Raw genomic sequence first — 25187 nt, 5'->3', positions numbered from 1 at the left:
GATCGTTCGCGGTCTGGCACGAGCATCCGCATCCACCCGGACGGCATCGTCACGACGCTGACGCATGCTCGGCACGCTCTGTGCGGATGCCGAGCTCTTCCAGAAAACGTGACGGCTCTCGGGGCCCGGCAGCGTTCGCGGACCAGCTCAGTGCCAGTCGGTGCCTCGCACGCGTGATGCCCACGTAGAGCAGGCGGCGCTCCTCGTCGACGGCGGTGGGCGTGCGCGCGTATCCGATCGGCACCAGGCCGTCGCCAAGACCGACGATGTGCACGTCGTCCCATTCCAGACCCTTCGCGGCGTGCAGCGTGCAGAGCGTCACGGCGGCGATGGTCGGTTCGTGCTGCGCGGCCTGACGCGCCAGCAGGTCATCCGTGAACTGCCGGAACGTGGTGCCAGGCGGCACGTCGTCGAGAAGACCCATGATCGCGTTGAGCGACTCCCAGCGGTCGCGCACGCTACCGGCCGCCTGCGGTGGTTCCAGCGTCCAGCCGAGGGAGCGCAGCACGTCGCTCACGGACTGGAACAGCGGCTCGTCCGTCACTGCGAGCGACGCCGCCCGCAGCGTCATGATGGCCTGCCGCACCTCGGGCAGGTCGAAGAATCGAGCCCCGCCGCGCACCTGGTACGCGACGCCCGCCGCGTTCAGTGCGGCCTCCAGCGGCACGGCCTGGGCGTTCACGCGGTAGAGCACGGCGAGATCCTGCGGCTTCGCGCCCTGCAGGATGCGCGCGCTAAGCTCCGCAGCGACCGCTGCCGCCTCGTCGGCATCCGTCTTGTAGCCCGCGACCGTCGGCAGAGGATCCGGTGCGACACCGGCCATGCCGCCCGCCGCGCCGGCTGTCCGCGCGCCGCCGGACGGCGTAGCCGCCGTGTCGTCGGCATCCCTCGTGCGCAGGGTGAGCGCACCGGGGCGTCCGCGCATCAGACGGTTGGCCGTCTCGACTATGGGCGCGCTCGAGCGGTAATTGTGCTCGAGGCGCACGACCGCGGCATCCGGATAGCGACGCGGGAAGTCCAGCAGGAAATCGCTGGTGGCGCCGGCGAACGAGTAGATGGTCTGGCTCGCGTCTCCGACGACGCAGAGATCCGACCGGTCGCCGAGCCAGAGGTCGAGGAGGCGCTGCTGCAGCGGCGACACGTCCTGGTACTCGTCCACCACGAAGAAGCGGTACTGCTCCCGCACGTGCATCGCAACGGACGGCTCAGCCTCGATCATGCCGGCGCACGCGAGAAGCACATCCTCGAAGTCGAGCTGGCGGCGCTCATCCTTCAGCGCCTCGTATGCGCGGTGCAGGTCGACCGCCTGCTGCGGCTTCAGCGAGCCGGGCGGCGTGCGCGGTGCGGTTCCCGAGGGGCCGGGGGTGAGCATCCGCTCGTAGTCGTCGATGGCGAGCTCGCTCACCTTGCGCCACTCGATGTCGGCCGCCACGTCGCGCAGCGTGGCCGTGTCGATGCGGAGACGGATGCGCTCGGCCGCCTGCGCGAGCACCCGCCCCTTGCCGTCGAGCACGCCGGGCAGCCCACCGCCGACGACGATCGGCCAGAAGTAGTTCAGCTGGCTCAGCGCCGATGCGTGAAACGTGCGCGCGGCGACGCCGATGGTCCCCAGCTGACGCAGGCGGGTGCGCAGTTCGGATGCGGCACGCGTCGTGAACGTCAGCGCCATGACCCTGTTGGGCGCGTACACCCCGGCGGCGACGCCATACGCGATGCGGTGCGTGATCGCCCGGGTCTTGCCGGTCCCGGCGCCCGCGAGCACACACACCGGTCCGAGCAGCGCTTCGGCGGCGACGCGCTGGGCGTCGTCAAGGCCGTCGAGGAGCGCTGCGGCGGAATCCGTCACGCGGCGTCCGATCTGTCGCCGCTGCTGCCGCTGTCGGCGCTTTCGCCGCTGTCGCCGCCCGCGCCGCGATCGACCGGCGGGCGGTCGAGCGGTCCGCCGTACCAGTCCCGCACGATGGAGTGGGCGATCGACGAACCGCCGGGAAGCAGGATGTCGTCCCGCTCCCGCCAGATGTCCTCGCGGCTGAACCAGCGCAGGGCGAGGATCTCCTCGCCGTCCGGACGCGGATCGGTGTGGCCGGGCACGGCCCTGGCCTCCATGCCGATCATGACGGATGCCGGGAACGGCCACGGCTGCGACCCGAGGTACACCGGGTCTGACACGAGCACACCCGACTCCTCCTCGACCTCGCGTGCGACAGCGGCCTCGAACGATTCGCCCGCCTCGACGAATCCGGCGAGCAGCGACCAGCGGTTGTTCTCCCAGAGGGCGTTGGATCCCAGCAGAAGCCGGTCCTCGTCGTCGAGCACGCGCACGATCACGGCAGGGTCGGTGCGCGGGAAGATCTCGTTGTTGTCCACGAAGCAGCGGCGCATCCATCCGCCGTGCTCGACGACGGTGGGCGTCCCGCAGCGCGGGCAGTGCGTGTGGGAGGCGTGCCAGTTCGCGATGGCGACGGACTCGGTGAAGAGTCCTGCGTCACGGTCGCTGAGGCGCGTGGCCAGTTCACGAAGCCCACGCCAGCGGGACTCGTCTGGCTGCAGTTCGCCGGCCGCGGCATCCGTCAGCACGGCGAGGATGACAGCGGTGCCCGCCGGCTCGTCCTGACCTGCCTCGAGCGTGCGGCCCAGGTAGACACGCGTCAGCGCGGCCGTCACATCGCCGGTGCGGAACAGCGCGAGCCGGGAACCGTCGCTCGCGCCCTCGCCGGAGTCGACGGAGTCGACGGGGTCGACCGTCAGCGTGCGGCCGTTCCAGAGCGGCAGGATGCGCGTGCCCTCGTCGGCCGTGAGCTCGTCGAAGAGCGACTCCCTGGTGCGGTTGACGCCGTCGCGATCAACGGCGGACCTGGACAGCGGAAGGGAACCGAGCGGACGGGTCATGGACGGATTCCTCACGATCGACTCGGGTGGGGCGCCCAGACGGGCGCTCGGACGCGGGGCTCGAGCGCAGGCGTCCGTCGCGCCTCTTCGGACCGGATGCCCGACCGGGCTGGCCGCGAACGCGTGGCGCAGGGCCTCGACTTCGAGGGGCCAGCCTAACCTTGACGGTATGGCCAGATCCCACCTCACTCTAGCCGCGCTGGCCACGTCGGCCGTGCCCGACCTGGACATCGCCGGCACACGGAGCTACAGCTATGACCTGCACGGCGATTTCGAATCAGCGCTGCTCACGAGCCGCGACGGAACGGAGCTGATCATCCGTGTTCCGGCGTCTCAGGATGCCGAGACGGAGCAGAGCGCCGACCTGATCGCACTGCAGGCGCTGACTCCGGGCGTGCGCGCCAGGCTGCCGTTCGACGTGCCCGACTACGTCGGCCAGACGCCCGTCGGCGGCACCAGGGCCGTGCTCTACACATTCCTGCCCGGCGACAAGGTCGCCCTGGAGAACGTGCAGCCGGGAGACGGTCTCGCGGCATCCATCGGCCGCGCGATCGCGGCGATCCACTCGCTGCCGACGTCCTTCGCCACCGGAGCGGGGCTGCCTGCCCTCAGCGCGTCCGACTGCCTGGCCGCCACGAAGACGCTCATCGCGTCCGCCAGCGGCACCGGCCTCGTCCCCGCCGCTCTCGCGAAGCGCTGGAAGGAGGCCGTCGACGACGACGACCTGTGGCGGTTCCAGCCCACCGTCATCAACGGCGCGCTCACGATCGACTCGTTCATCGTGCGTGAGGAATCCGTCGTGGGCGTCCTCGGCTGGTCGGCGCTGCGCGTCGGCGATCCGGCCCGCGACCTGCACTGGCTGCTTGGCATGAACGCGGATGCCGCGGAGAGCGCCATCGAGGCGTACTCGGTCGCGCGCGGGGCGGCATCCGATCCGAACCTGCTGTTCCGGGCGACCCTGTATGCCGAGCTGGAGCTCGCGCGCTGGCTGATGCACGGACGTGAGCTGCACGATCAGGTGATCGTGGACGACGCGGTCTCGATGCTCGACAGCCTGGTGGAGCGTGTGCACGACGACGATGTGGATCCGCTCGCGCCGCGCACCGGACCGATCATGGCCGTCGACGACGTCGAGGCGCTGCTCGACGCCACACCGGTGGATCGGGATCCGGACGACGCCTCGCGTGGGCTTCCCCCCGTGGCCGAGGAGCGCCCGCCGTCGAACGACGAGTTCGACGACCGCGACGACGACTGAGGCCCATCGCCCGCTGAGCGTGCACCACTGTCGAGCGTGCACCGCTGTCGAGCGTGCACCGCTGTCGAGCGTGCACCGCTGGTTCACGCAGCGGCGAAACCGCTTCCGTCGGCGCGGGTGCTCGATCGCCAGAGCCGGAGCAGCTCGTCCTCGTCGACGAGCTCGGTCGGACGGACGATCAGGTCGTCCGACACGTAGAAGAACGCGGCGTCGACGAGCTCCGGATCGATGCCGCGCCAGCGGGAGAACGCCAGCCGGTAGAGCGCCAGCTGAAGCTGCTTGCTGGCGAGGTCGTCGGCATCCTTCGGCGGCTTGCCGGTCTTCCAGTCGACGATCTCGTAGCGGCCGTCGCGCTCGAAGACCGCGTCGATCTTGCAGATGACCAGGTGCCCGTCGAACGGCAGGTGGATCTCACGCTCGACCTCGACGGGCTGCCGGTCGGCCCATGGCGAGCGTTCGAACGTGCGCTGGAGCGCCAGAAGACGTTCACGTTCCACGCGGTCCGCGTCGGATACCGCCCCACCGGGCGACCCTCCGACAATCGAGTCGGCCTCCGACGATGCGATGTCGGACTGCGCCTCGTCCGAGTGCACCCAGCCGGACTGCACCTCACCGAACGGCGCCTCGCCAGACGGCGCCGCGTCGAGATATCCGCTGCCGAGTCCACCGAAAAGGTCGTCGTCGAGCTCGGTGTCGAACGCATCGATCACCTCCGTGCCGCCGCCGATACCGGCGCGGCGCTCCACCCAGGCGTGGAACAGGGTGCCGAGGCGAGTGGCCCGATACGGACGCTCCGGCATGGGGCGCCGGAGCTCCTCGGCGACCTCGGTCGGGGCATCCACATAGTCCTTGAAGCGGGACGCGGGGACTCGGGTGGGCACGGCGACGTCGGAGGAGGCGCGCAGCATCCGCTCCCGCTCGGCGAGGAGCAGCTCGACGTCGCGCCCCCAGCGTCCCAGAGCGCTGCTCGTCAGTACGCCGTCTCCGTCCGAGGCGCGTGACGCCGTCGCATCACGCACGAGTTCGGCCGCTCGCTCCACGCGGACCCGCCTGCCGCCCAGCGGATCGAACGGCCATGTGATGGGCTCGTCGCCGTCGCCGAGCGGGTTCTCGTCGTAGGTCGTGGCAGCCGGAAGCTGAGCAACGATGCCGGCGTCGGCCAGCTCGGTGAGGTAGCGGCTGGGACGCCGCGGCTTCCTCTGCGTCGACCAGAAGGATCCGGTCAGCAGCAGACGATGCCTGGCTCGCGTGACGGCGACGTAGGCGAGCCGACGCTCCTCGCGCTCGTAATGCTCGCCGACCTCCGCCTTGAACGCCTCTCGCGCGCTTTTGACCTCTTTGCGCGTCGTCGCCGTGCGCCAGGCGAACGACGGGAGCTCGTCGGCGTCGCCCCGGAACTCCCACGGGAGTCGTCCGAAACCGAGCCACGCGTTCTTCCCCTCGTTCGGCGACGACGGGAGCTCTTCCTCGACCACGCGCGGCACGACGACGTGGTCCCATTCCAGGCCCTTCGATCCGTGGATCGTGAGGAGCTGCACGCAGCCCGGCTCCGGCTTCTCCGGCCTCGGCGCCAGCGAGTCGCGACGTTCCGCCTCACGCAGCCAGCCGAGGAATCCGGGCAGACCCGACGATTCGCTCACCGACAGGTAGTCGCCGAGCGCGTCGAAGAAGGCGTCCATCGCGCCGCGTCCGCCGCGCGTCTCGTTGGCGGCGATCTCGATGTCGAGGCCGAGCTCGTGCTCCACGAGCGTGACGAAGTCGAGCAGGTCGAGGCCACTGCGGGCGCGAAGGCGCGCGAACAGACGGCCGGCGTCGCGCATCCGCTTCAGACCCTCGTCGGAGATGCCGACCAGCATGCGGTGTTCGTCTGGCGCATGGACGAGTGCATCAAGCGCATCGACGATGGATGCCTGTTCACTGTCGATCACGCTCGCCCTGATCGCCGCGCGCACGTCCGCGTCGAGCCGTTGCTGCCGGTAGTCGTGCTCGCTCAGCCACTTCGCCGCATCGCGCAGACCGCGCAGATCGCGCACGCCGATGCGCCATCGGGATCCGGCGAGCAGCCGCACCAGCTCGGATCCCGCCGTCGGATCGTCGACCACCCGCAGCGCGCAGACGAGATCCGCGATCTCGGGCTCGGCGAGCAGGCCACCGACGCCGAGCACATGGTACGGAACGCCGTGCGCGCGCAGTGCCGAGGTGAACTCGGCCTGGGTGGAACGGGACCGGAACAGCATCGCCGCGCTCGGCACGGCGGGTCGCCCCTGCGCGTCGAGCGTCACGCGTCCGTCGGCGCCGCGCACCGGCTCGGCCAGACGATCGTGCAACCAGCGGGCGACGGCATCCGCTTCGTCGGGCAGCGTCTCGGTGAAGAGCGACTCGACCGGGCTGCCGGTCGCCGCGGGTGACGGCTCCAGTTCGGCGACCGCCACCCTGGAGCGGGCGGTGAGAGGCACGACGATCCGGTTGGCGGCATCGAGGATGCGCGTTCCGTTGCGCCAGCTCGTGCTCAGACCGTATCGCTGCACGGACGCCTGCTCACCGAACGCCGTTGCGAACTGGTCGAGGTTCGCGGCGCTGGCACCGCGCCATCCGTAGATGGACTGGTGGGGATCGCCGACCGCCATCACCCCGCGCCCGGCGAACAGCGCGGACAGCAGCCTGGTCTGCACGACCGACGTGTCCTGGTACTCGTCGAGCAGCACAACCGAGTGACGCTCGCGGATGCCGTCGGCCACCTGTGCCGACCGCTGCACGATCTGCAGCGCGAACGCGACCTGGTCGGAATACTCGACGAGTCCGCGCCGCAGCTTCTCCTCGTCGAACGCCCGCGCGAGATCGACGAGCAACGGGAGTTTGCCGACCGCTCTCGCCGGCTTGACCACATCGTCGACATAGGCGCCGCTGCCGCCGTTCGGAAGCTCCTCGAGCGCCGCGAACCTGCCGGCCATCTCGGCGACCGCGGCCGGATCCGCCGTGTTCTCGCCGAGCGCGTGCGCGATCTCGAGCACGGCCCGAGTGACCTGGTCGACCGTCTCGTCCAGTTCGAGCAGCCGGGGATCGTCGGAGCCGATGACGACGTCCCGCGCAAGCTGCCAGGCGGATGCCTCCCCCAGCACCGCGCCGTCTCCCTCACGCCCCAGCAGGAGGGCATTGTCACGATAGATGGTGTTCGCGAACGCGTTGTACGTGGAGACCTGCGGCGGATCGAACTCGTCCGGCTCCTCGATGAGCCCGGCTGCCGCGAGCCGGGACACCCGATCCCGGATGCGATCGCGCAACTCCCCCGCCGCCTTGCGCGTGAAGGTGAGGCCGAGGATCCGGCCGGGTTCCACCAGTCGGTTGGCAAGCAGCCAGAGCACGCGGAACGCCATGGTCTCGGTCTTGCCGCTGCCCGCCCCCGCCACGACGAGCGCCGGTGCGAGCGGCGACTCGATCACGGCGCGCTGCTGCGCGGTGGGACGGTGGGTGCCCAGCGCGTCGGCGATCACATCCGCACTCACGACCGGATGGCGCGCTGCCGGCACGCCCGCAGCGGCTCTGGCCACGACGGATCCGACCGCGGTATGCCCGTTCACGACACTGTCAGTCACTGCACACCGCCTTCACCCGGTGCAGCCGACGCACGGCGACCCCGCTCGTGTAGTCGTCCAGTTCGGCTTTCCCTTCGAATTCCGCGACCGCGATCGCGCGGGCGGCCTGACGGATGCGCTCCCGGAAGCTCTCGAGCCCCTCCTCGTCGAGCGCAGCCTGCGCGCCCTCGCGGTAGAGCTTGCCGCGCACGCCGTCCTTGACGAACAGCAGCTTCGCGCCGGCCGAGCGGTGCGGCGCATGCGGAGCGCACAGCTCGTCGAGCTGCCCCGATGCGTATGCCAGCTGATACACGCCCAGCTGCGGCATCGTCGCCAGCTTCGCGGCACTCGTCTCCGGCTTGCCGGTCTTGAGGTCGACGATGGTGATGCCTCCCGACGGATCCGCCTCGACGCGGTCGATCTTGCCGTGCACCTGCGCGCGGCCGACGTCCAGCCGGAATCCGGTCTCCGCTGCGACGACACGCGTGCCGGCGCGATCCGCGTCCGCGAGATACTCGGACACGCCCTGCACCAGGCGCCGCACGGCGCGCTTCTCGCGTGCCGCGATCCACGGCGCCTCGAACACAAGCTCGCTCCAGCGAGAGTCGACGGCCGCGAACAGTGCATCGACCGCGGGATCCGTCGCTGTCTCCATCGCCCAGTGCACGATGGTGCCGATCCCCATCGAGGTGCTCGTCGTGGATCCCGCGATGTCGTCGAGGAACCAGTCGAGCGGCGAGTCCTCGATCGCCTCGATCTTCGACGGGGAGATCGGCACGATCTCCTCCTCGTCGAAGAGCGGATCCACGCTCGTCGGCTCGGCAAGACCGTGCCACTGTGCGGGATCCGCGCCGGGAACGCCGACGACGACGAGCTCGGCGAGCGCCGCCGCAGCCTCGGACCGCGCAGCCTCCTTCGTGTCGTCTCTGGTGAGCTCGCGGCGGAGGCGACCCGTCAGCCCGCGCAGGGTGAGCGCGGGGGCCGAGACGTCCACGGTCGGCGTGCCCTGCGGCGCGAGACCGAACAGCACGCTCGGCGACTGATCCTCATCCGACACGGCGGCGAGCACCACCTGTCTGCTGGCGCGCGACACCGCGACGACGAACATGCGCAGCTCGTCGGCCGCGACCTGCCTGCGGGCGTCGATCACGGCATCCGCTTCGCTCGGATCGGAGGCGAGCGCAGCCCGCACGAGCGCATCCGTGTTCAGCAGCGTGCCGCGCACACGCAGGTCGGGCCACACCCCCTCTTGCAGCCCACCGACGACGACCACCTCGAATTCCTGGCCGACGACGCCCGCCGGCGTGGCGACCAGCACCGACTCGGCGACTCGGGTCGGAGACAGCGTGTCCTCAGGCACGTCGGCGTCGAGCATGCGGGAGAGGAACACCGCGGGCGGCGAATCCGGTTCGCGTTCGCCGAACCGTTTCGCGGCCGTGAACAGCGCGACGACGCCGTCGAGGTCGCGGTTCGCCTCGGATGCCGCCACCCCCGTTCCCGACGCAGCCTGCCGCCACTTCGCGCCCACCCCTGTGCGCTCCCACACCGTCCAGAGCAGCTCTTCGATCCCGCCCCCTGTAGCGGATGCCGCCCGCACCGCACCCAGCGTGCGCGCCAGCCGGTCCGCTTCCCGCGCGATCCGATGGTCAATGGTCGCCAGTCGCCCTGGAGTTGCGATCGCCTCCACGAGCAAGGCGTCCGCGGCTCGCGTGCCGCCCGCCGCGACTTCTTCCGTGCGAAGCGCAACGCGCAGCCTGCGCAGCGCGAGGCGGTCGAGGCCGCCGAACGGGCCGAGCAGGAGTTCCGTCGCCGTCTCGACATCGAGCGGAGCGCGCCCGATGCCGCAGTCCACGATCGCGAGAAGCGCACGAGCCGCCGGATCGTCGCGCAGAGCCGTCGCGGCACTCGTCGTGCGCACCGGTACCTCGGCCACCGACAGTGCTCGCGCCGCCCCGTCGATCAGCGCGCCGGAGCGCACCACGACGGCGAGACGGGACCACGGGATCCCGTCGATCAGGTGGCGCTCGCGCAGCGTCCTGGCGACGGCGGACCACTCGCGTGCCGTGGTCGGCGCCTCGATCAGCACGAGAGGGGCGAGCGTGTCGTCACCCGCGCGGGCGGGCAGCGCCCCGCGCTGTCCGACGACGCCGGCTGTGCCGACCTTCTCGGTGATCTTGCGCGTGAGCTCGCGGAGCGCGGAAGGTTGTCGATGGGCGATCCGCAGCACGTGCTGAGGCACCGCGGCTCCGAAGCGGGCCACGACGTCGGCCGAGCCGCCGCGGAAGACGCTGGTGGAGGCATCCGGGTCGCCGAAGGCCACAACGGCCACCCCGCGGGACCGCAGAGCCGTCAGCAGCGCGAAGCCGAGCTCGGTGGCCTCCTGCAGGTCGTCGACGGCGACGACTCGCAGCCGCGAGACGGCATCGCTCACCTCGCCGCGTTCGAGTGCGGCGACAGCGAACCGCACGAGTTCGGCCGAGTCGAGCTGGTCGGCCCTCGCCGAGGAGATGGATCCCAGGTAATCGTCGATGAAGTCGGCGGCGGCAGCCCACTCATCGTGTCCGTGCCGACGAGCCAGCGCACGCATGCGCGCCGGTGTGATCTCGTGCTCGGTGGCGCGCATCATGAGCTCGCGCAGCTCGGTGCGGAACGATCGCAGCCCACGTACCGCCTCGCCGAGCGGCTCCGGCCATTCCGGGCCGACGCCGTCGTCGAGGTGCCCGGCCAGAAGTGCCGCGACATCGGCGTCCTGCTCGGCACCGGTCAGCAGCGTCGGCGGCTCGGATCCGGCGCGGATCGCCGCCTGCGCGACGATGTCGAACGCGAGCGACGACACCGTGCGGGCCAGCGGTCCGTTCACCGCCTCATCGATCCGCAGCCCGAGCCTGTCGCGCAGCCGGGACGCACTGGAGCGGTCGAATGTGAGAGCGAGCACCGACTCCGGCGCGAATCCGAGACGCTGCACGCGGTCGGCGAGCAGCTCGACGAGTGTCGTCGTCTTTCCCGTGCCGGGCGCGCCCACCACCAGAGCGGATGCCGTCGCCTCCAGCGCGAGGACCCCGCGTTGCGAGGCGTCGAGTTCGGGTTTCGGCTGCGTCACGCGGAACACCTTATGGGCAGCCGCCGACATCGCTCGGACGCCTCGCGACGCCCCGGCGACTCCCCAGCCGTACCTGTGTCGTCGTCGACGCGTACCGCGTTTCTGCCGTCAGTGAACTGTCCGGATGCGTCCGTGCCGCTGCCGTAGTGTGACTGACGGATGCCGCACCCGACGCCGCCACTGAGCGGAAGTCGGCGCATCCGCAGCACCGAACAGGCCCGTCACACCGGAAGGCACCCCGTGGAAATTCGTATCGGCATCGTCAACGCCCCCCGTGAGCTGACCTTCGAGTCGACGCAGTCGGCATCCGAGATCGAGAGCGCCGTGAGCGCCGCGCTGTCCGGCGACTCCGCCACCCTCGAGCTCCGCGACGAGCACGGCAGCCTGTTCATCGTTCCCACCGCCGGGATCGCCTACGTTCAGATCGGAAGCGAGGAATCGCGTCGCGTCGGCTTCGTCGCGTAGCCTGAGCCGACGGGCGGTGCGTGTCGGCACGGTCCGGCAGCCCTCGATCCCGTGATCAGGGCGACGCATCACGATCCATCGGCAAGAAGGTCACGGCAATGGAGCTTCTCTTCATCACGCTGGGCGGCGCCATCATCGGCTTGATCGCCCGGTACGTCCTCCCCTACCGTCATTCGCACGGCAGCGTGCTCATCCCGGGCCTTGGCGCCATCTCGGCGGCCGTGTTGTGGGTGGCTCTCACCTGGGCCGGCATGAAGTGGAACGGCGGATGGATCTGGTGGATCACCCTGGTCGGCACCGCCGTCATCGCGGTCGGCGTCGACCTGCTGCTCGGAACGCTGCGCACCCGCGGTGACGAGCGTCGTCTGCATCAGCTGACCCGCACCGGCATCCCCACGACCGGCGCGTGAGCGACCAGCAGCCCGGCTCGCTGCTGCCGGCCGAGGGCATCCCGAACCTGCGCGACGTCGGCGGATACACGACCGTCGACGGGCGCACCGTGCGCCGTGGGCTCGTGTACCGCTCGACGGCACTCGACCACGCGACGGATGCCGACGTTCAGCTCCTGGCGGACCACGGCATCCGTTCGGTCATCGATTTGCGCACGGCTGCCGAGCGAGAGGCGCGACCGGATCGACTGCCAGCGGGAGTCGAGACCCTCGACCTCGACGTCTTCGCGGATTCCCCTGGAGCCACACCGGCCCGCATCGCCAAGCTGTCGTCGGAGCCGGAGAAGGCGACGAGGCTGCTGGCGCGCGCCGACGTGGACGCGGTGTTCGCCCAGGCGTACCGCGGACCCGTCTCACTCCCGAGCGCGCTCGAGGCGTACCGGGAGCTCTTCCTCACCTTGTCCCGATCTGACGCGCTTCCCGCTCTGTACCACTGCACGACGGGCAAAGACAGAACGGGCTGGGCGACCGCAGCACTGCTGCTCCTGCTGGGCGTGCCCGAGCAGACCGTCGTCGACGACTACGTGCTCAGCAACGACTACCTGCTGGCGAGCCTGAAGCCGGTGCTCGACGCGTTCGCGGCACGCGGCGGCGACCCGGAGAAGCTCAAGCCCGTGCTGGGCGTCAAGGCGCAGTACCTGCTCACGGCGTTCGAGGAGCTGCGAGAGAAGTACGGCACGATCGAGCGCTACTTCGCGGATGGGCTCGGCCTGGATGGCGACGCGCAACAGCGGCTGAAGGACGTCTTCCTGGAGTGATCGGGCGCCTCGATCGGGAGGTCGGCTCGAATGCTCCTGCCGCTCCCGGATCCCGAGGCCAGGGTCGTCAGGCGGTGAGACCGAGGGCATCCATCCGGCGGGTGTGTGCACCGATGATCTCGCTGAACACGGGGTCGATGCGCTCCTCGTCCGAACGCTCATTGCCCGACAGCCGCAGCGCGGACCGCGCGACGAGCAGGGTGTCGCCCACCAGCATCCGCCCCCACATCGCCAGACGCGAGCCGAGAGTGGCGTCCGCCTCGATCTCCTGGATCAGGATGCCGGCGATCTGCTCCGTACCCGTCTGTGCACCGAGCAGGCTGGCAGCGCGGGGGCCGACATCACCTGGGATCCCCTGCGCCAGACGGATGAAGAAGTCGCTGAGCAGCCCGTCCGTCACGTAGACGCCGAGCAGGGTCTCCTGCCAGTCGCGTCCGATCGTCACTGCCTGGAAGCCGTCGATGGCCTGGGCGAACGGTGCCATCACCTCATCGGGCGCCGCGTCGTGCCGCCGGATCTCGGCGAGCACCGCCTGATGCTTGCTCAAAGCGGCGCCGGCGGCGAGCGCGATCGTCTCCTTGCTCGCCAGCGACGGCACCTCCTGCACGACCCGGCTCAGCGTCTCGAACGCCTGCAGCTGCAGGTATGCCACCTGGCCCAGATAGGGCAGGAGGTCGGGTGCGATCTCGTGGAGGTCGACGCGCAGCCCCGTCGCCTGCTCGCGTCGCGGCTTGAGCTTCGGAGCGTCGACCGGCGCCGCACGGCGAGAGAACCAGGATGCCACCCGGCAATTCTCGCCCATCTCACCCGCCTCGCACGAATCTCCCCCCGGCGGGGGAGGTCGCCCCGATGCCGAATCGCGAATCTGGAGACAGGTCGGACGGAGCCGAACCCGCGCGGCACCCCGCCGACGAGAGGCAGAGGAGAAGCCATGACACTCGACACACCGACAATCGTTCACAGCAACACGCGGCGCCTGTCAGCGGGAACGCGCGTCCCACTCGCCGTCGCTCTCGTGCTGTCCGCCGTGAGCGCGGCGCTGGCGACGCTCTGGCTCCTCGTACCCGCCACGAACGTGTACGCACACCTCGAGGACACCTGGCTGGCACCGCTCACCGGTCCGGCGGTCTGCGCCGGCATCGAATTAGGGCTCGGGCTCACCGGCGTTGTCGCCGCGATCGTCGCCCTCGTTCGCCCGCGGACTCGTGCGTTCGTCGTCGTGGCGGCTGCCGTGCAGGTCGCCGGATACGGCATCGCACTCCAGGGGATGGGGACGCTCGCGCTGTCCGGCTATCTGCTCGCGATGGCGATGCCGGTCGTGGCGGCCGTCATCCTCGTTCAGGTCCTGCGCCGTTATCCGGTGCTGAGGTGGGCGGTCGGCGTGCCTGTCATCCTGGTGCTCGCCGCCGTCGTCATCCTCGAACACGACGCGATCGGCACGCTCGCGGTGGACCTCGGCACGGCGCTGGCGGCGCAGGCGGACCGGCTGGGCGCCATCCTGTTCAAACTCGTCACCGGATTCGCGTGGGCGTGGACCGCCGTCGCCGCACTGCGCACGACTCCCGAGCTCGCTGTCGTCACGGCGTGGGTCACGCGCCACCGCACCGTGTTCACGGTGGTCGCAGCGTGCTGCGCTCTGCCGTACGCACTGTTCCGTCTCACCTGGCTGACCCCCTGGCCGATGCTCGGAATGTGCGACATCGACATGTCCACCCGCATCTGGGGTCTCATGCTCTCCAGTGGAGCCTGGCTCGCGTTCGTGCTCACGATCGGGCTCCTCCGGCCGTGGAGCGAACGCTTCCCGCGCTGGGTGCCAGGTCTCGCCGGGCGGCCGGTGCCGGTGGGATTCGTCGCCGGTTTCGGTGGCGTCGTCGCCGCGATCATGACGTTCTCGGCCGTCCCGCTGCTGTTGATCCGTCCGCCGCAGGGTCCGCTGACCACGCTCGAGATGCAGCTGGCTTTCCCGTGCTGGATCTGGGGTCCCGCTCTTGCCATCGCCGTCTGGGGCTACGTCGGCCACCGGCGGGCGGGGCTGGCCGCCGAGCACGCGACGACAGGGGCATCCGCAAAGATGGAGTCATGAGAGCGGATGCCGCCGCCCGCCCTACCGCGCACGCGCTCGCCTTCCTGCGCCGTTCGGCCTGGCTCATGCTCGGCGCAGCGATCGGAGTGGCCGTCTCCATCGCCGCGTTCTCGATCGCGACGATCCTGGCGCGGGGCGTCGCGATCCCGCTCGGGATCGTGCTCGCGGTGCTCGGCACGGCCGCCCTCGGTCTCGTTCCCGGAGCTCGAGAGCTCGAGGTGACGGCCGCGCGCAGCATGCTCGCCGTGGAGTCCGAGCTCATCGTGCCGCGGCATCCGCTGGCAGCGCACCGGCTGCAGAACGTCGTGTGGGTCTTCGCACACGTGCTGGCGGGCACCGTGGCTGCAGCGCTGCTGTTCGGCGTGCTTCCGTGGCTGCTCGCCGGTGTGATCGCGGTTGCGATCGGCGGCGCGCCCGCCGCCGGGCTGCCGTCGCCGGCGACCGGTGCGTGGACGGCGACCGCCGTCATCGGTGCGATCGTGATCGCTCTCGCCTGCATCCCGGCGTTCTGGGCGATCGGCGTCGTCCTCGCGGCGCTCGCGCCTCGGGGGCTCGGTCCGACGGCGGGCGACCGCCTGGCGATCGCCGAGGCGAAGCTGAGCAGGGAGGCCGAGCACGTCAGGCTCGCACGGGAGCTGCACGACGGCATCGGCCATGCGCTCACGATCGTCTCGGTGCAGGCCGCGGGCGGCAGGCGCGCACTGGCGACCGATCCTTCGGCAGCGGATGCCGCGCTCGGCTCCATCGAGACGACCGCCCGTACCGCGCTCGAAGAGCTGGACCACCTGCTCGGAGTTCTGCGCGATGCATCCGAGGACACGAGCGGACACGACGGCAGCGACAGGATCTCCGCTGCAGTGTCCGATCCGAGAACGGCCGACGCCGCGTTGGCCGAGCTGATCGCCCGGCATCGGGATGCCGGGCTCGAAGTCCGTGCACGAATCGTCCTTCCGCCAGAGCTCGCCCCGCTCGTGGACACGACCGTCGTGCGGGTGGTGGGAGAGGCCCTGACGAACGCCCAGCGGTACGCCGCCCCCGGACCAGTCGACGTCGTCATCGAGACCGTCTCCGCCCAGCCGAGCACCCAGCCCGCCTCACCCCACGCGGTCTCGCAGGCCGTCTCGATCATCGTGGCCAGCCGGCTGGATCCTCGGCGGTCCGCACGTCGCACCGGTGGGCGCGGTCTCGAGGGCATCGCCGAGCGCACCGCACTGTTCGGTGGGACGGCGAGCGCCGGGCCGGAGGGGGATCGTTGGCTCGTGCGCGCGAGCATCCCCGTGGAGACCGCACGATGACCACGACGGAGGTCGCACGATGACTCAGGTGGATGCGCGGGTGGCGGCCGCGCGGCGCATCCGCGTGCTGCTCGCGGACGACGAGCCATTGGTGCGCGGCGGCATGCGCCTCATCATGGAGTCCGAGTCCGATCTGGACGTCGTCGGCGAGGCAGGCGACGGAGCAGAGGCCGTCGCGGCGGTGCGCGACCTGCGCCCCGACGTCGTGTGCATGGACGTGCGGATGCCCGCGATCGACGGCATCCGCGCCACGGAGCTCGTGCTGGAACTCCCCGATCCGCCGAAGGTTCTCGTCGTCACGACGTTCGAGCACGACGACCACGTGGTCGACGCGCTCGCGGCGGGCGCATCCGGATTCCTGCTCAAGCGGGCCAGCGCGGATGAGCTGGTGCCGGCTGTCCGCACCGTCGCCCGCGGCGACAGCCTGCTGTTCCCCGGCGCGGTGCGCCGCCTGCTGCGGCCGCGCACGGCCGCGCCGACCGCCTCGGTCCGCCTCACACCCAGGGAGACCGACGTGCTCGGGCTCGTCGCGGAGGGGATGTCCAACGCCGAGATCGCCGCGCACCTCACGATCGGCGTCGAGACCGTGCGCACCCACGTGGCGTCGCTCCTGGCGAAGCTGCACGCCCGCGACCGGACGCAGGCCGTCGTCGTCGCGTATCGCACTGGCATCCTCAGCCCGTGACTCTTCACCCGGTGATCGCGCTTCGCGCTCAACCGACTCAATCGGGACCGTCCCGAAGCTCGCTTCCGCGACGGTCCCTCAATCGCCGGTAGACTGGTCTGGCCGTCGGCGCAGGATCGACGGCGCTGCGCCCTTGAAAAGACGTGATCAGACATGCGGGCGCGGACAGCAGGATCGGCCTCGATCCGCATCATCCTTTTCGATAGGCAGTAGACACAACGTGACGTTTTCCGATCTGAACATCGATGCCGACATGGTGGAAGCGCTTGCTTCCAAGGGCATCACGCAACCGTTCCCCATCCAGCAGCAGACCATCCCGCTCGCACTGAGCGGCCAGGACATCATCGGCCAAGCCAAGACCGGCACGGGCAAGACGTTCGGCTTCGGTCTTCCGCTCATCCAGCGCCTCGGACCGAACCCCGCACCCGGAGTGCAGGCACTCGTCGTCGCACCGACCCGAGAGCTCGCCATCCAGGTGGCGGAGGACCTCGAGCTGGCCACCTCCGGTCGTCCGACCACGATCGTCTCGATCTACGGCGGCAAGGCGTACGACGGCCAGATCGAGCAGCTCAAGGCCGGCGCACAGATCGTCGTCGGCACGCCCGGTCGCCTCCTCGACCTGGCGGGCCAGCACATCCTCGACCTGTCGCACGTGAGCGAGATGGTGCTCGACGAGGCCGACAGGATGCTCGACCTCGGCTTCCTGCCCGACGTGGAGCGCCTGTTCTCGCTGACCTCTGCCACCCGTCACACGATGCTCTTCTCGGCGACGATGCCCGGCCCGATCGTGGCGCTCGCCCGCCGCTTCATGACGCGTCCGATCCACATCCGCGCATCGGATCCCGACGAGGGCCTCACGCAGGCCAACATCAAGCACCTCATTTACCGGGCGCACGCGCTCGACAAGGACGAGGTGATCGCGCGCATCCTGCAGTCGGAGGGCCGAGGCAAGACCGTCATCTTCACGCGCACCAAGCGTGCTGCGGCGAAGCTGGTGGAGGAGCTCAGCGACCGCGGGTTCAACGCCGCGGCCGTCCACGGCGACCTCAGCCAGGAGCAGCGTGAGCGGGCGATGAACGCCTTCCGTGCCGGCAAGCGCGACGTGCTCATCGCGACGGATGTCGCGGCCCGCGGCATCGATGTCATCGACGTCACGCATGTGATCAACCACACTATCCCCGAGGACGAGAAGGCCTACCTGCACCGCGTGGGCCGCACCGGACGTGCGGGCAGGGAGGGCACGGCCGTCACGTTCGTCGACTGGGACGACCTGCACAAGTGGGCGCTGATCAACCGCGCCCTCGAGTTCGGCCAGCCGGAACCGGTCGAGACCTACTCGTCGTCGCCGCATCTCTACAGCGACCTCGACATTCCCGAGGGCGCCAAGGGCCGCCTCAAGCCGACGCCGGCCCCGAAACAGTCTGCCGCCGGTCGCGAGCCACAGAGAGCGGCCTCGGTCGTCGCAGAGGGAACGAGTTCGGCTGGCACGCGTCGTCGGCGCCGACGCACGAGTGGCAGCGATCGCGTCGGCTCGACGTTCGCAGCGGATGCCACGGAATCCGCTGAGGAGACGGCTCCGGCGAGTGCACCTTCAGGTGGTGCCAAGGCCGGCACCGACACGGCGGAAGGCGTCGGCACCCACGACGGCAGCGGCAAGGAGCACCACGACGGCAGGCCGGCGCCGAGCCGTCGCCGTCGCCGGCGTCGCCCCTCGGGCGGCGGAGCCGCCCCCGCGGCGCAGTAGCGGGCGCCCGCGGCGCCCTGGCACTCGTGCGAGCACGAATTCAGGCGATACGCGGCGGATCCACGCGTGCGAGCCAAGGACTCGGGCTGCCTCGCTGGTCGGAAAGGAGCTCACTCCCACTCGCCATTCGCGCAGTGCTGGCAATGGCCATGGAGCGGAGTGTCGCGGACCCGCCCACGGTCGCGACAAAGAGGTCGACGGCCTCTCTGCAGTCTCCTACGCGCTCCGCGCCAGGTACGCCGACTCGTCGAGGATGCGCCGCAGTGCCTCCGGCGACGTCGTGTTCTCCCCCAGCCGGTTCGGCTTGCCCGCACCGTGGTAGTCGCTGGATCCGGTGAGGACCAGCCCGTTCTGCTCCGCGAGCTCGCGAAGCGCGACCTTGCCGTCGTCGGTGTTCTCGCGATGGTCGAGCTCGAGGCCCGCGAGACCGGAGTCGATCAGGCGGTGGAGGTAGACATCCTGGATGATGCCGTCGCGTCCTCGCGTCGCCGGATGCGCCAGCACCGGCACCCCACCCGCCCCGCGAATGAGCCGCACGCCGTCGAGCGGCGTCGGAGCGTACAGCGGCTCGTAGTATCCGCCGCGCGGATGCAGCAGCGTGGCGAACGCCGCCGACCGGTCGGGCACGACGCCGCGCGCGACGAGCGCATCAGCGATGTGCGGGCGTCCGACGGTGGCGCCGGGCGCCGTGTGCGCGACGACGTCGTCCCAGGTGACGTCGTAGTCCGCTCCGAGGCGCGCGACCATCGACTCCGCGCGCGTGCGCCGTCCCTCGCGGATGCGCTCCAGCTCGGCCGTCAGCGGCTCGTCCGTCGGGTCGAACAGGTAGGCGAGCATGTGCACGCTCTTCCAGCCGTACCTGGTGGAGAGCTCCATGCCCGGGATCAGGGTGATGCCGACCTCGGATGCCGCCTCCGCGGCATCCGCCCATCCCGCCGTCGAATCGTGGTCGGTGAGGGCGACGGTGCCGAGGCCGGCTCCCGCTGCGGCACGCACGAGCTCGGCTGGCGACTCCGTGCCGTCGGACACGCTCGAATGCGTGTGCAGATCGATCGGAGCGCGATAATCGCGGAGATCGGCGGCCATCCGTCCATCGTATTGCGACCGTGCGACGCGGCGGTGCTCAGAGCTCCCGCTGCTCGCGTGTGCGTGACGAATCAACGCAGGCTTCCGTCTTCAGGCACCTGGCGTCTTCGGCCGCATATCGCACTCCGTTTCGTTCTGCTCCTGAACACGGCACGCACTGTTGGGTAGCGACCCCGCAAGCCCTCAGCCGGACGAGAGACAATGGAGGCATGGCCGATACTGCAACGTCCCAGTCCTCAGCTGCGCCCTCATCGCCCGCGTCCAGCGAGACGAATGCAGCCAAGCCCCGCGCGACTGAGAACCGGTCGACGACTCCTGCGTCGTCCGCGTTCGCCGAGTACATCGGATCCGGATGGGCGGACCGCGACGACGAGGTTCCCGCACCTCGCCCCGCCGTGGTCTCGGCTGCCGCACATCGCGCTGCGATCTCGCAGCGGCATCCTGGCGAGCGTCTCATCGTCCCGGCCGGACGCCTCAAGCAGCGCTCGAACGACACGGACTACCCGTTCCGCGCCCACTCGGGCTTCACGCAGCTGACCGGATGGGGATCGGACTCAGAGCCCGGCAGCGTGCTCGTCCTGGAGCCCACAGCCACGGGTCACGACGCCACCCTGTACTTCCGGGAGCGCGCAGGCCGCGACTCGGACGAGTTCTACGCGAACCCGGAGATCGGCGAATTCTGGATCGGCCCGCGCCCCTCGCTCTCCCAGGTCGCAGGCGACCTTGCGCTGCCGACGCGACACATCGCCGAGCTGCAGGAGGTGCTCGACGCCGTCGACGAGTCCACGCTCATCGTTCGCGAAGCGGATGACGTGCTCACCGCCCAGCTCGACGCCCTTCGTCTCGTGCAGTTGGACGACCACGACGCCGACGCCTCGGCAGAGAGCGCGGATGCCGCGCTCGCCCGCGACCTGTCCGAGCTGCGCCTCACGAAGAACGAGTGGGAGGTCGCCGAGCTTCGCGCCGCCATCGCCGCCACTGCGAAGGGATTCGACGACATCGCGCGCGAGCTTCCCCGCATCGGCGAGCACGTGCGTGGCGAGCGGATCATCGAGGGTGTCTTCAACGCCCGCGCCCGTCTCGACGGCAACGCGGTCGGATACGACACGATCGCCGCATCCGGACCTCACGCATGCATCCTGCACTGGACGCGCAACAACGGACCCGTCGTCCCCGGCGACCTGGTGCTCATCGACGCGGGTGTCGAGGTGGACAGTCTGTTCACCGCGGACATCACACGCACGCTGCCGGTGAACGGCACGTTCTCCGAGACGCAGCGCCTCGTGTACGAAGCCGTGCGGGAGGCAGCGGATGCCGCCTTCGCGATCGTGCGGCCGGGCATCCGGTTCCGCGAGGTGCACGCAACGGCCATGGAGGTCATCGCCCGGCACGTCGCCGAGTGGGGCATGCTTCCCGTGAGCGCGGAGGAGGCTCTGCAGGCTGACCAGCAGCAGCACCGCCGCTACATGGTGCACGGCACGAGCCATCACCTGGGACTGGACGTGCACGACTGCGCCCAGGCGCGTCGGGAGTTCTACATCGACGGCGTCGTCGAGGCGGGCATGACGTTCACGATCGAGCCCGGCCTGTACTTCCAGCCGGACGACTTGACGGTGCCCGAGGAGTTCCGCGGCATCGGCGTGCGCATCGAGGACGACATCCTCGTCACCGCCGACGGAGCGGAGAACCTCTCGATCGACATCCCGCGCACCGCCGACGATGTCGAGGCCTGGCTCGCCCGCTCCCGCCCCTGAGCCTCACGCCCGCCGCCGGTTCAGTCCTGGGCTGCCGCAGCCGATCCGGCGCGCCGCAGGCGGTGTCACGCCGTGCGCGCCGGGGAGCGAAACCTGCCCCCCGCACCGATGTCGCTGGTTTCGACAGGCTCCAGCAGCGGGATGGGTGTGCGGACCCATCAGTCGCGCCGTTCGCTCTCCGACCCGCCGTCGACCCGCTCTCCGAAGCGCGGCGGCTCCGCCGCCGTGCGCTCCCCGTAGCGAGGCGGCTCGTCGTGCCGTGGCGCCTGTCCGCCCGCCGACTCCCCCGTCTCCGAGTCGCCGCCGGGGTTGCCGATTTCCGGGCGGCCCGACGACTGAGTGCCGGTCGGCGCCGCAGGCGGATCCGACGGATGCTCCGGCGGCGGTGCGAACGGCGCCCCGCCTGCAGGCGGCACGAACGCCGATCCGGGCTGCGTGCCCACCAGGTTGCGTGCGCGGTTGGCCAGCTCGGGATCCACGATGATCGAGTAGCTCGTGGCCAGCACCTGTGTCATCGAGGTGTAGTCGCGCCGCCTGCGGGTGATCGCGTACGACACGAGTCCGAACAGGATGCCGAATCCCGCACCCAGCAGCAGCGCCGCCAGCAGCACGCCGAAGTTGGTCGCCGGACTGAAGATGAGCAGCAGCAGGCCGAAGAAGATGCCGAGCCACACTCCGGATGCGGCTCCCGCCGCCGCGACGCGACCCCAGGAGAGCTTTCCGGTCACCCGTTCCACGGTCTTCAGATCGCTGCCGACTATGGAGACCTGGGCAACCGGGAAATCCCCCTTGACCAGCACTTCCACTGCGGATTGCGCCTCCGGATAGGTCTCGAAGGTCGCCACCACCTCGCCCCGAGGAAGAGTGGGGAACACTTGACGCGAACGGCCGCCGACCGGGCCCTGGCTGGTCATGCGCCCCATTGTCCCATGCGCCAACGATGCCGCCTTCAGGAACGCTCGCCTTGGGAAGTGGCGCATCAGCGATCCCACCGTCGGTAACCCTCGGGCCAGTCGCCCGGTCTTCCCCAGCCCCCACACCCTAAGGTTTAACCGTGAGTGCAGCACGCGTGTTCGTGGCCCGATTGGCGGGGTGCACCGTATTCGACCCCTCGGGCGACCGCGTCGGCAAGGTGCGCGACGTGCTTGTGGTGTATCGCAAGAGCGATCCGCCGCGCGTCGTCGGCCTCGTGGTGGAGATCCCGGGCAAGCGCAGAGTGTTCGTCTCCATCGGACGCGTCACCAGCATCGGCGCCGGCCAGATCATCACGACCGGTCTCATCAACGTGCGTCGGTTCGAGCAGCGCGGAGGCGAGGTGCGCGTCATCGCGGAGATCCTCGGCCGCACCGTGGACTTCAGAGACGGCTCCGGCTCTGCAACCATCGAAGACGTCGCCGTCGAGCAGACACGACCGGGCGACTGGGGCATCTCGCAGCTCTTCGTGCGACGCCCGAAGACCAGCCCCTCACCGTTCGCGAAGGGTGCCACCGCCTTCGTCACCTGGAACGAAGTGCGCGAACGTGCGGCCAAGGGTCAGGCGCAGTCGGCGGAGCAGCTCATCGCCACCTACTCCGACCTCAAGCCCGCCGACCTCGCGAACACCCTGCTGGATCTCCCCGAGCAACGACGGCTCGAAGTGGCTGGAGAGCTGCCGGATGACCGGCTCGCCGACGTTCTCGAGGAGATGCCGGAGAGCGAGCAGGTCGAGATCATCACGGGACTCGACGACGACCGCGCCGCCGACGTTCTGGACCAGATGCAACCGGATGACGCAGCCGACCTGATCGCCCAGCTTCCTGTCGACCGCGGCGAGCACCTCCTCGAGCTGATGGAGCCGGAAGAGGCCGACGACGTGCGGATGCTGCTCAGCTACGCCCCCGACACCGCCGGCGGGCTCATGACCACCGAGCCCGTCATCCTCTCCGCGGATGCCACTGTCGCCGAGGGCCTCGCGCTCATCAGGCGTTCCGAGCTGGCTCCGGCGCTCGGCGCTGCGGTGTGCGTCACGCTGCCCCCGTACGAACCGCCGACCGGACGCTTCCTCGGCATGGTGCACTTCCAGCGGATGCTGCGATACCCGCCGCACGAGCGGCTCGGCACCATCATCGATCAGACGCTCGAACCGGTCACCGCGAACACGTCGGCGGCCGAGGTGTCGCGCATCCTGGCCAGCTACAACCTGGTGTCGGTCCCCGTGGTGGACGACAACTACCGGCTCGTCGGGGTGGTGACCATTGACGACATCCTCGACTACCTGCTGCCAGACGACTGGCGAAGTCACGACGAGAACGACGACGTGTTCGACGACACGCACGGGCACGATACGAACGCCCGGCCGACGGGAAAGAGGGTGAGCAATGGCACGAGCTGACAGGGCCGTCACGCGGCTGGATGCTCCGAAGGGCCTTCGTACCCCCGTGCTCCGTCTCGGCGGCAGCGGGCGGGACAGGTTCGGCCGCTTCTCCGAAGCGTTCGCTCGCGGCATGGGCACGTCCGGATTCCTGATCGGCATGACCGTCTTCGTGACGATCTGGCTCATCTGGAACATCGCCATGCCCAGGCCGTTGCAATTCGATCCGGCCGCCACGAACTTCACGCTGCTGACGCTCATCCTGTCGCTGCAGGCGTCGTACGCGGCGCCCCTCATCCTGCTCGCGCAGAACAGACAGGACGACCGCGACCGCGTGCAGATCGAGCAGGACAGGGTGCGCGCCGAGCGCAACCTGGCCGACACCGAGTATCTGGCGCGCGAGGTCGTCGCCCTGCGCCTTGCAGTGAAGGACATGGCGTCGAAGGACTTCATCCGGGCGGAGCTGCGGTCGCTGCTCGAGGAGTTGGAGCGCGACCGCACCGAACGAGACGACGCCGCGCAGAACGGGCTCGAGAATGACTGAGGCCGTTGAGGCCATCCGCTCGCGACTGGCGCGAGTGATCGATCCGGAGATCCGGCGGCCGATCACCGACCTGGGCATGGTGGGCGGCATCGCGGTGGACGACGCGGGACGCGCATCCGTCTCCATCAAGCTGACGATCGTCGGATGCCCCGCAGCAGACACCATCGAACGCGACGTGCGCGAGGCGGTCGCCTCCGCCCCCGGCGTGACGTCCCTCGATCTGGATGTCTCCGTCATGTCGCCGGCGGAGCGCTCAGCGCTCACCGAACGGCTGCGGGGTTCCCGCGCGCGGACCAACCCGTTCACCGCCGATTCGCTGACACGCGTCTATGCGGTGACGAGCGGCAAGGGCGGTGTCGGCAAGTCCACCCTCACCGCGAATCTCGCGGTGGCTCTCGCGCAGCGCGGGCTTCGCGTCGGACTCGTCGACGCCGATGTCTACGGCTTCTCGATCCCGGGCATCCTGGGACTCGTGCACGACGGCGTCACTCAGCAGCCGACGCGCGTCGACAGCATGATCCTGCCCCCCATCGCCTACGACGTGAAAACGATCTCGATCGGCATGTTCCTCGATCCGTCGCGCGGTCAGAACGCCTCGACCGCTGTGGCCTGGCGCGGACCCATGCTGCACCGCACGATCTCGCAGTTCCTCACCGACGTGTACTTCGGCGACCTCGACGTGCTGCTGCTGGATCTGCCGCCCGGGACCGGCGATGTCGCCATCTCCGTCGGGCAGCTGCTCCCCGGCGCCGACGTGCTCGTCGTCACGACACCCCAGCCTGCCGCGGCCGACGTGGCAGTGCGCAGCGGCGTCGTCGCACGGCAGACCGGTCAACGCGTCTTCGGTGTCATCGAGAACATGGCGGGCCTCCCCCAGCCCGACGGCAGCGTGCTCGAGCTGTTCGGCTCGGGCGGCGGTGCCGAGGTAGCCGCCCGTCTGTCGGAGGGAGCGGATGCGCCGGTTCCGCTGCTGGCATCCGTTCCGCTCAGCGTCGCTCTGCGGTCGGGTGGGGACAGCGGCGAGCCGATCGTCGTGTCGGATCCGGAGGATCCCGCCGCCGTCGCCATCCGCTCCGTCGCCGACCTCATCGCGTCGAGACCTCGCGGCCTCGTCGGCCGCTCCCTCAACCCCAGCCTGGTCTGACCGCCCACGCCTGC

At 70.1% G+C, this 25187-nt stretch carries 19 protein-coding genes; 12 read left to right on the top strand and 7 right to left on the bottom strand.

Annotation, left to right across the window (positions count from 1 at the left end):
- Nucleotides 1-49: 49 nt before the first annotated feature.
- Nucleotides 50-1846, bottom strand: coding sequence for an ATP-dependent helicase (locus ACX9R5_RS10130; protein ID WP_459408852.1), 1797 nt, complete (start codon nt 1844-1846; stop codon nt 50-52).
- Complete coding sequence (gene nudC, locus ACX9R5_RS10125; RefSeq protein WP_459408851.1) at nt 1843-2889, bottom strand: NAD(+) diphosphatase; 1047 nt, start codon at nt 2887-2889, stop codon at nt 1843-1845. The genes ACX9R5_RS10130 and nudC overlap by 4 nt, the downstream gene beginning before the upstream one ends.
- A gap of 169 nt (nt 2890-3058) precedes the next feature.
- Between nudC and ACX9R5_RS10120 the strand changes: the two genes are divergently transcribed.
- A complete protein-coding gene (locus tag ACX9R5_RS10120) occupies nt 3059-4144 on the top strand; it encodes a phosphotransferase (RefSeq protein ID WP_459408850.1) in 1086 nt (361 codons plus the stop codon).
- An 83-nt stretch (nt 4145-4227) separates the two neighbouring features.
- Here the strand turns inward: ACX9R5_RS10120 and ACX9R5_RS10115 are convergent, their stop codons facing one another.
- Nucleotides 4228-7737: a UvrD-helicase domain-containing protein gene (locus ACX9R5_RS10115; RefSeq protein ID WP_459408849.1), complete on the bottom strand. Its 3510-nt coding sequence runs from the start codon at nt 7735-7737 to the stop codon at nt 4228-4230.
- Nucleotides 7730-10816: a PD-(D/E)XK nuclease family protein gene (locus ACX9R5_RS10110; protein WP_459408848.1), complete on the bottom strand. Its 3087-nt coding sequence runs from the start codon at nt 10814-10816 to the stop codon at nt 7730-7732. The genes ACX9R5_RS10115 and ACX9R5_RS10110 overlap by 8 nt, the downstream gene beginning before the upstream one ends.
- A 240-nt stretch (nt 10817-11056) precedes the next feature.
- On the opposite strand from ACX9R5_RS10110, the gene ACX9R5_RS10105 reads away from it, so the two are divergent.
- From ACX9R5_RS10105 to ACX9R5_RS10095, 3 genes are all read left to right on the top strand, one after another.
- The gene (locus ACX9R5_RS10105) at nt 11057-11281 is read left to right on the top strand and encodes a DUF3107 domain-containing protein (protein ID WP_459408847.1); all 225 of its coding nucleotides are present in this window, start codon (nt 11057-11059) and stop codon (nt 11279-11281) included.
- 98 nt (nt 11282-11379) lie between these two features.
- A complete protein-coding gene (locus tag ACX9R5_RS10100; RefSeq protein ID WP_459408846.1) occupies nt 11380-11691 on the top strand; it encodes a hypothetical protein in 312 nt (103 codons plus the stop codon).
- Nucleotides 11688-12488, top strand: a complete 801-nt coding sequence (locus tag ACX9R5_RS10095; protein WP_459408845.1) for a tyrosine-protein phosphatase — start codon at nt 11688-11690, stop codon at nt 12486-12488. The genes ACX9R5_RS10100 and ACX9R5_RS10095 overlap by 4 nt, the downstream gene beginning before the upstream one ends.
- A 67-nt stretch (nt 12489-12555) precedes the next feature.
- Here ACX9R5_RS10095 and ACX9R5_RS10090 read toward each other — a convergent pair whose 3' ends face one another.
- On the bottom strand, nt 12556-13272 hold the full coding sequence (locus tag ACX9R5_RS10090; protein WP_459408844.1) for a ferritin-like fold-containing protein: 717 nt from the start codon (nt 13270-13272) through the stop codon (nt 12556-12558).
- Nucleotides 13273-13419: 147 nt separating this feature from the next.
- On the opposite strand from ACX9R5_RS10090, the gene ACX9R5_RS10085 reads away from it, so the two are divergent.
- From ACX9R5_RS10085 to ACX9R5_RS10070, 4 genes are all read left to right on the top strand, one after another.
- Nucleotides 13420-14571, top strand: a complete 1152-nt coding sequence (locus ACX9R5_RS10085) for a hypothetical protein (protein WP_459408843.1) — start codon at nt 13420-13422, stop codon at nt 14569-14571.
- A complete protein-coding gene (locus ACX9R5_RS10080; protein ID WP_459408842.1) occupies nt 14568-15866 on the top strand; it encodes a sensor histidine kinase in 1299 nt (432 codons plus the stop codon). The genes ACX9R5_RS10085 and ACX9R5_RS10080 overlap by 4 nt, the downstream gene beginning before the upstream one ends.
- A 19-nt stretch (nt 15867-15885) precedes the next feature.
- Nucleotides 15886-16551: a response regulator transcription factor gene (locus ACX9R5_RS10075; RefSeq protein ID WP_459408841.1), complete on the top strand. Its 666-nt coding sequence runs from the start codon at nt 15886-15888 to the stop codon at nt 16549-16551.
- Nucleotides 16552-16804: 253 nt separating this feature from the next.
- Nucleotides 16805-18295: a DEAD/DEAH box helicase gene (locus ACX9R5_RS10070; protein WP_459409067.1), complete on the top strand. Its 1491-nt coding sequence runs from the start codon at nt 16805-16807 to the stop codon at nt 18293-18295.
- A 216-nt stretch (nt 18296-18511) separates the two neighbouring features.
- Here ACX9R5_RS10070 and ACX9R5_RS10065 read toward each other — a convergent pair whose 3' ends face one another.
- The gene (locus ACX9R5_RS10065) at nt 18512-19381 is read right to left on the bottom strand and encodes a PHP domain-containing protein (protein ID WP_459408840.1); all 870 of its coding nucleotides are present in this window, start codon (nt 19379-19381) and stop codon (nt 18512-18514) included.
- 209 nt (nt 19382-19590) lie between these two features.
- Here ACX9R5_RS10065 and ACX9R5_RS10060 point away from each other — a divergent pair, with 209 nt between their 5' ends.
- Complete coding sequence (locus tag ACX9R5_RS10060) at nt 19591-21135, top strand: aminopeptidase P family protein (protein ID WP_459408839.1); 1545 nt, start codon at nt 19591-19593, stop codon at nt 21133-21135.
- Nucleotides 21136-21293: 158 nt separating this feature from the next.
- Here ACX9R5_RS10060 and ACX9R5_RS10055 read toward each other — a convergent pair whose 3' ends face one another.
- Nucleotides 21294-22049: a general stress protein gene (locus tag ACX9R5_RS10055; RefSeq protein ID WP_459408838.1), complete on the bottom strand. Its 756-nt coding sequence runs from the start codon at nt 22047-22049 to the stop codon at nt 21294-21296.
- 140 nt (nt 22050-22189) lie between these two features.
- Here ACX9R5_RS10055 and ACX9R5_RS10050 point away from each other — a divergent pair, with 140 nt between their 5' ends.
- Genes ACX9R5_RS10050 through ACX9R5_RS10040 form a run of 3 tightly spaced genes read left to right on the top strand, consistent with a single transcriptional unit; the run spans nt 22190 to nt 25173 of the window.
- Nucleotides 22190-23506 (top strand): magnesium transporter MgtE N-terminal domain-containing protein, encoded by a 1317-nt coding sequence (locus ACX9R5_RS10050; protein ID WP_459408837.1) that lies wholly within the window; start codon nt 22190-22192, stop codon nt 23504-23506.
- On the top strand, nt 23493-24029 hold the full coding sequence (locus tag ACX9R5_RS10045) for a DUF1003 domain-containing protein (protein WP_459408836.1): 537 nt from the start codon (nt 23493-23495) through the stop codon (nt 24027-24029). The genes ACX9R5_RS10050 and ACX9R5_RS10045 overlap by 14 nt, the downstream gene beginning before the upstream one ends.
- Complete coding sequence (locus ACX9R5_RS10040) at nt 24022-25173, top strand: Mrp/NBP35 family ATP-binding protein (RefSeq protein WP_459408835.1); 1152 nt, start codon at nt 24022-24024, stop codon at nt 25171-25173. Before ACX9R5_RS10045 ends, ACX9R5_RS10040 begins: the two co-directional genes overlap by 8 nt.
- The last annotated feature ends 14 nt before the right edge of the window (nt 25174-25187 follow it).

It is taken from the genome of Rathayibacter sp. CAU 1779 (genome assembly GCF_054551755.1).
This window is presented reverse-complemented; position numbering and strand designations above follow the sequence as displayed.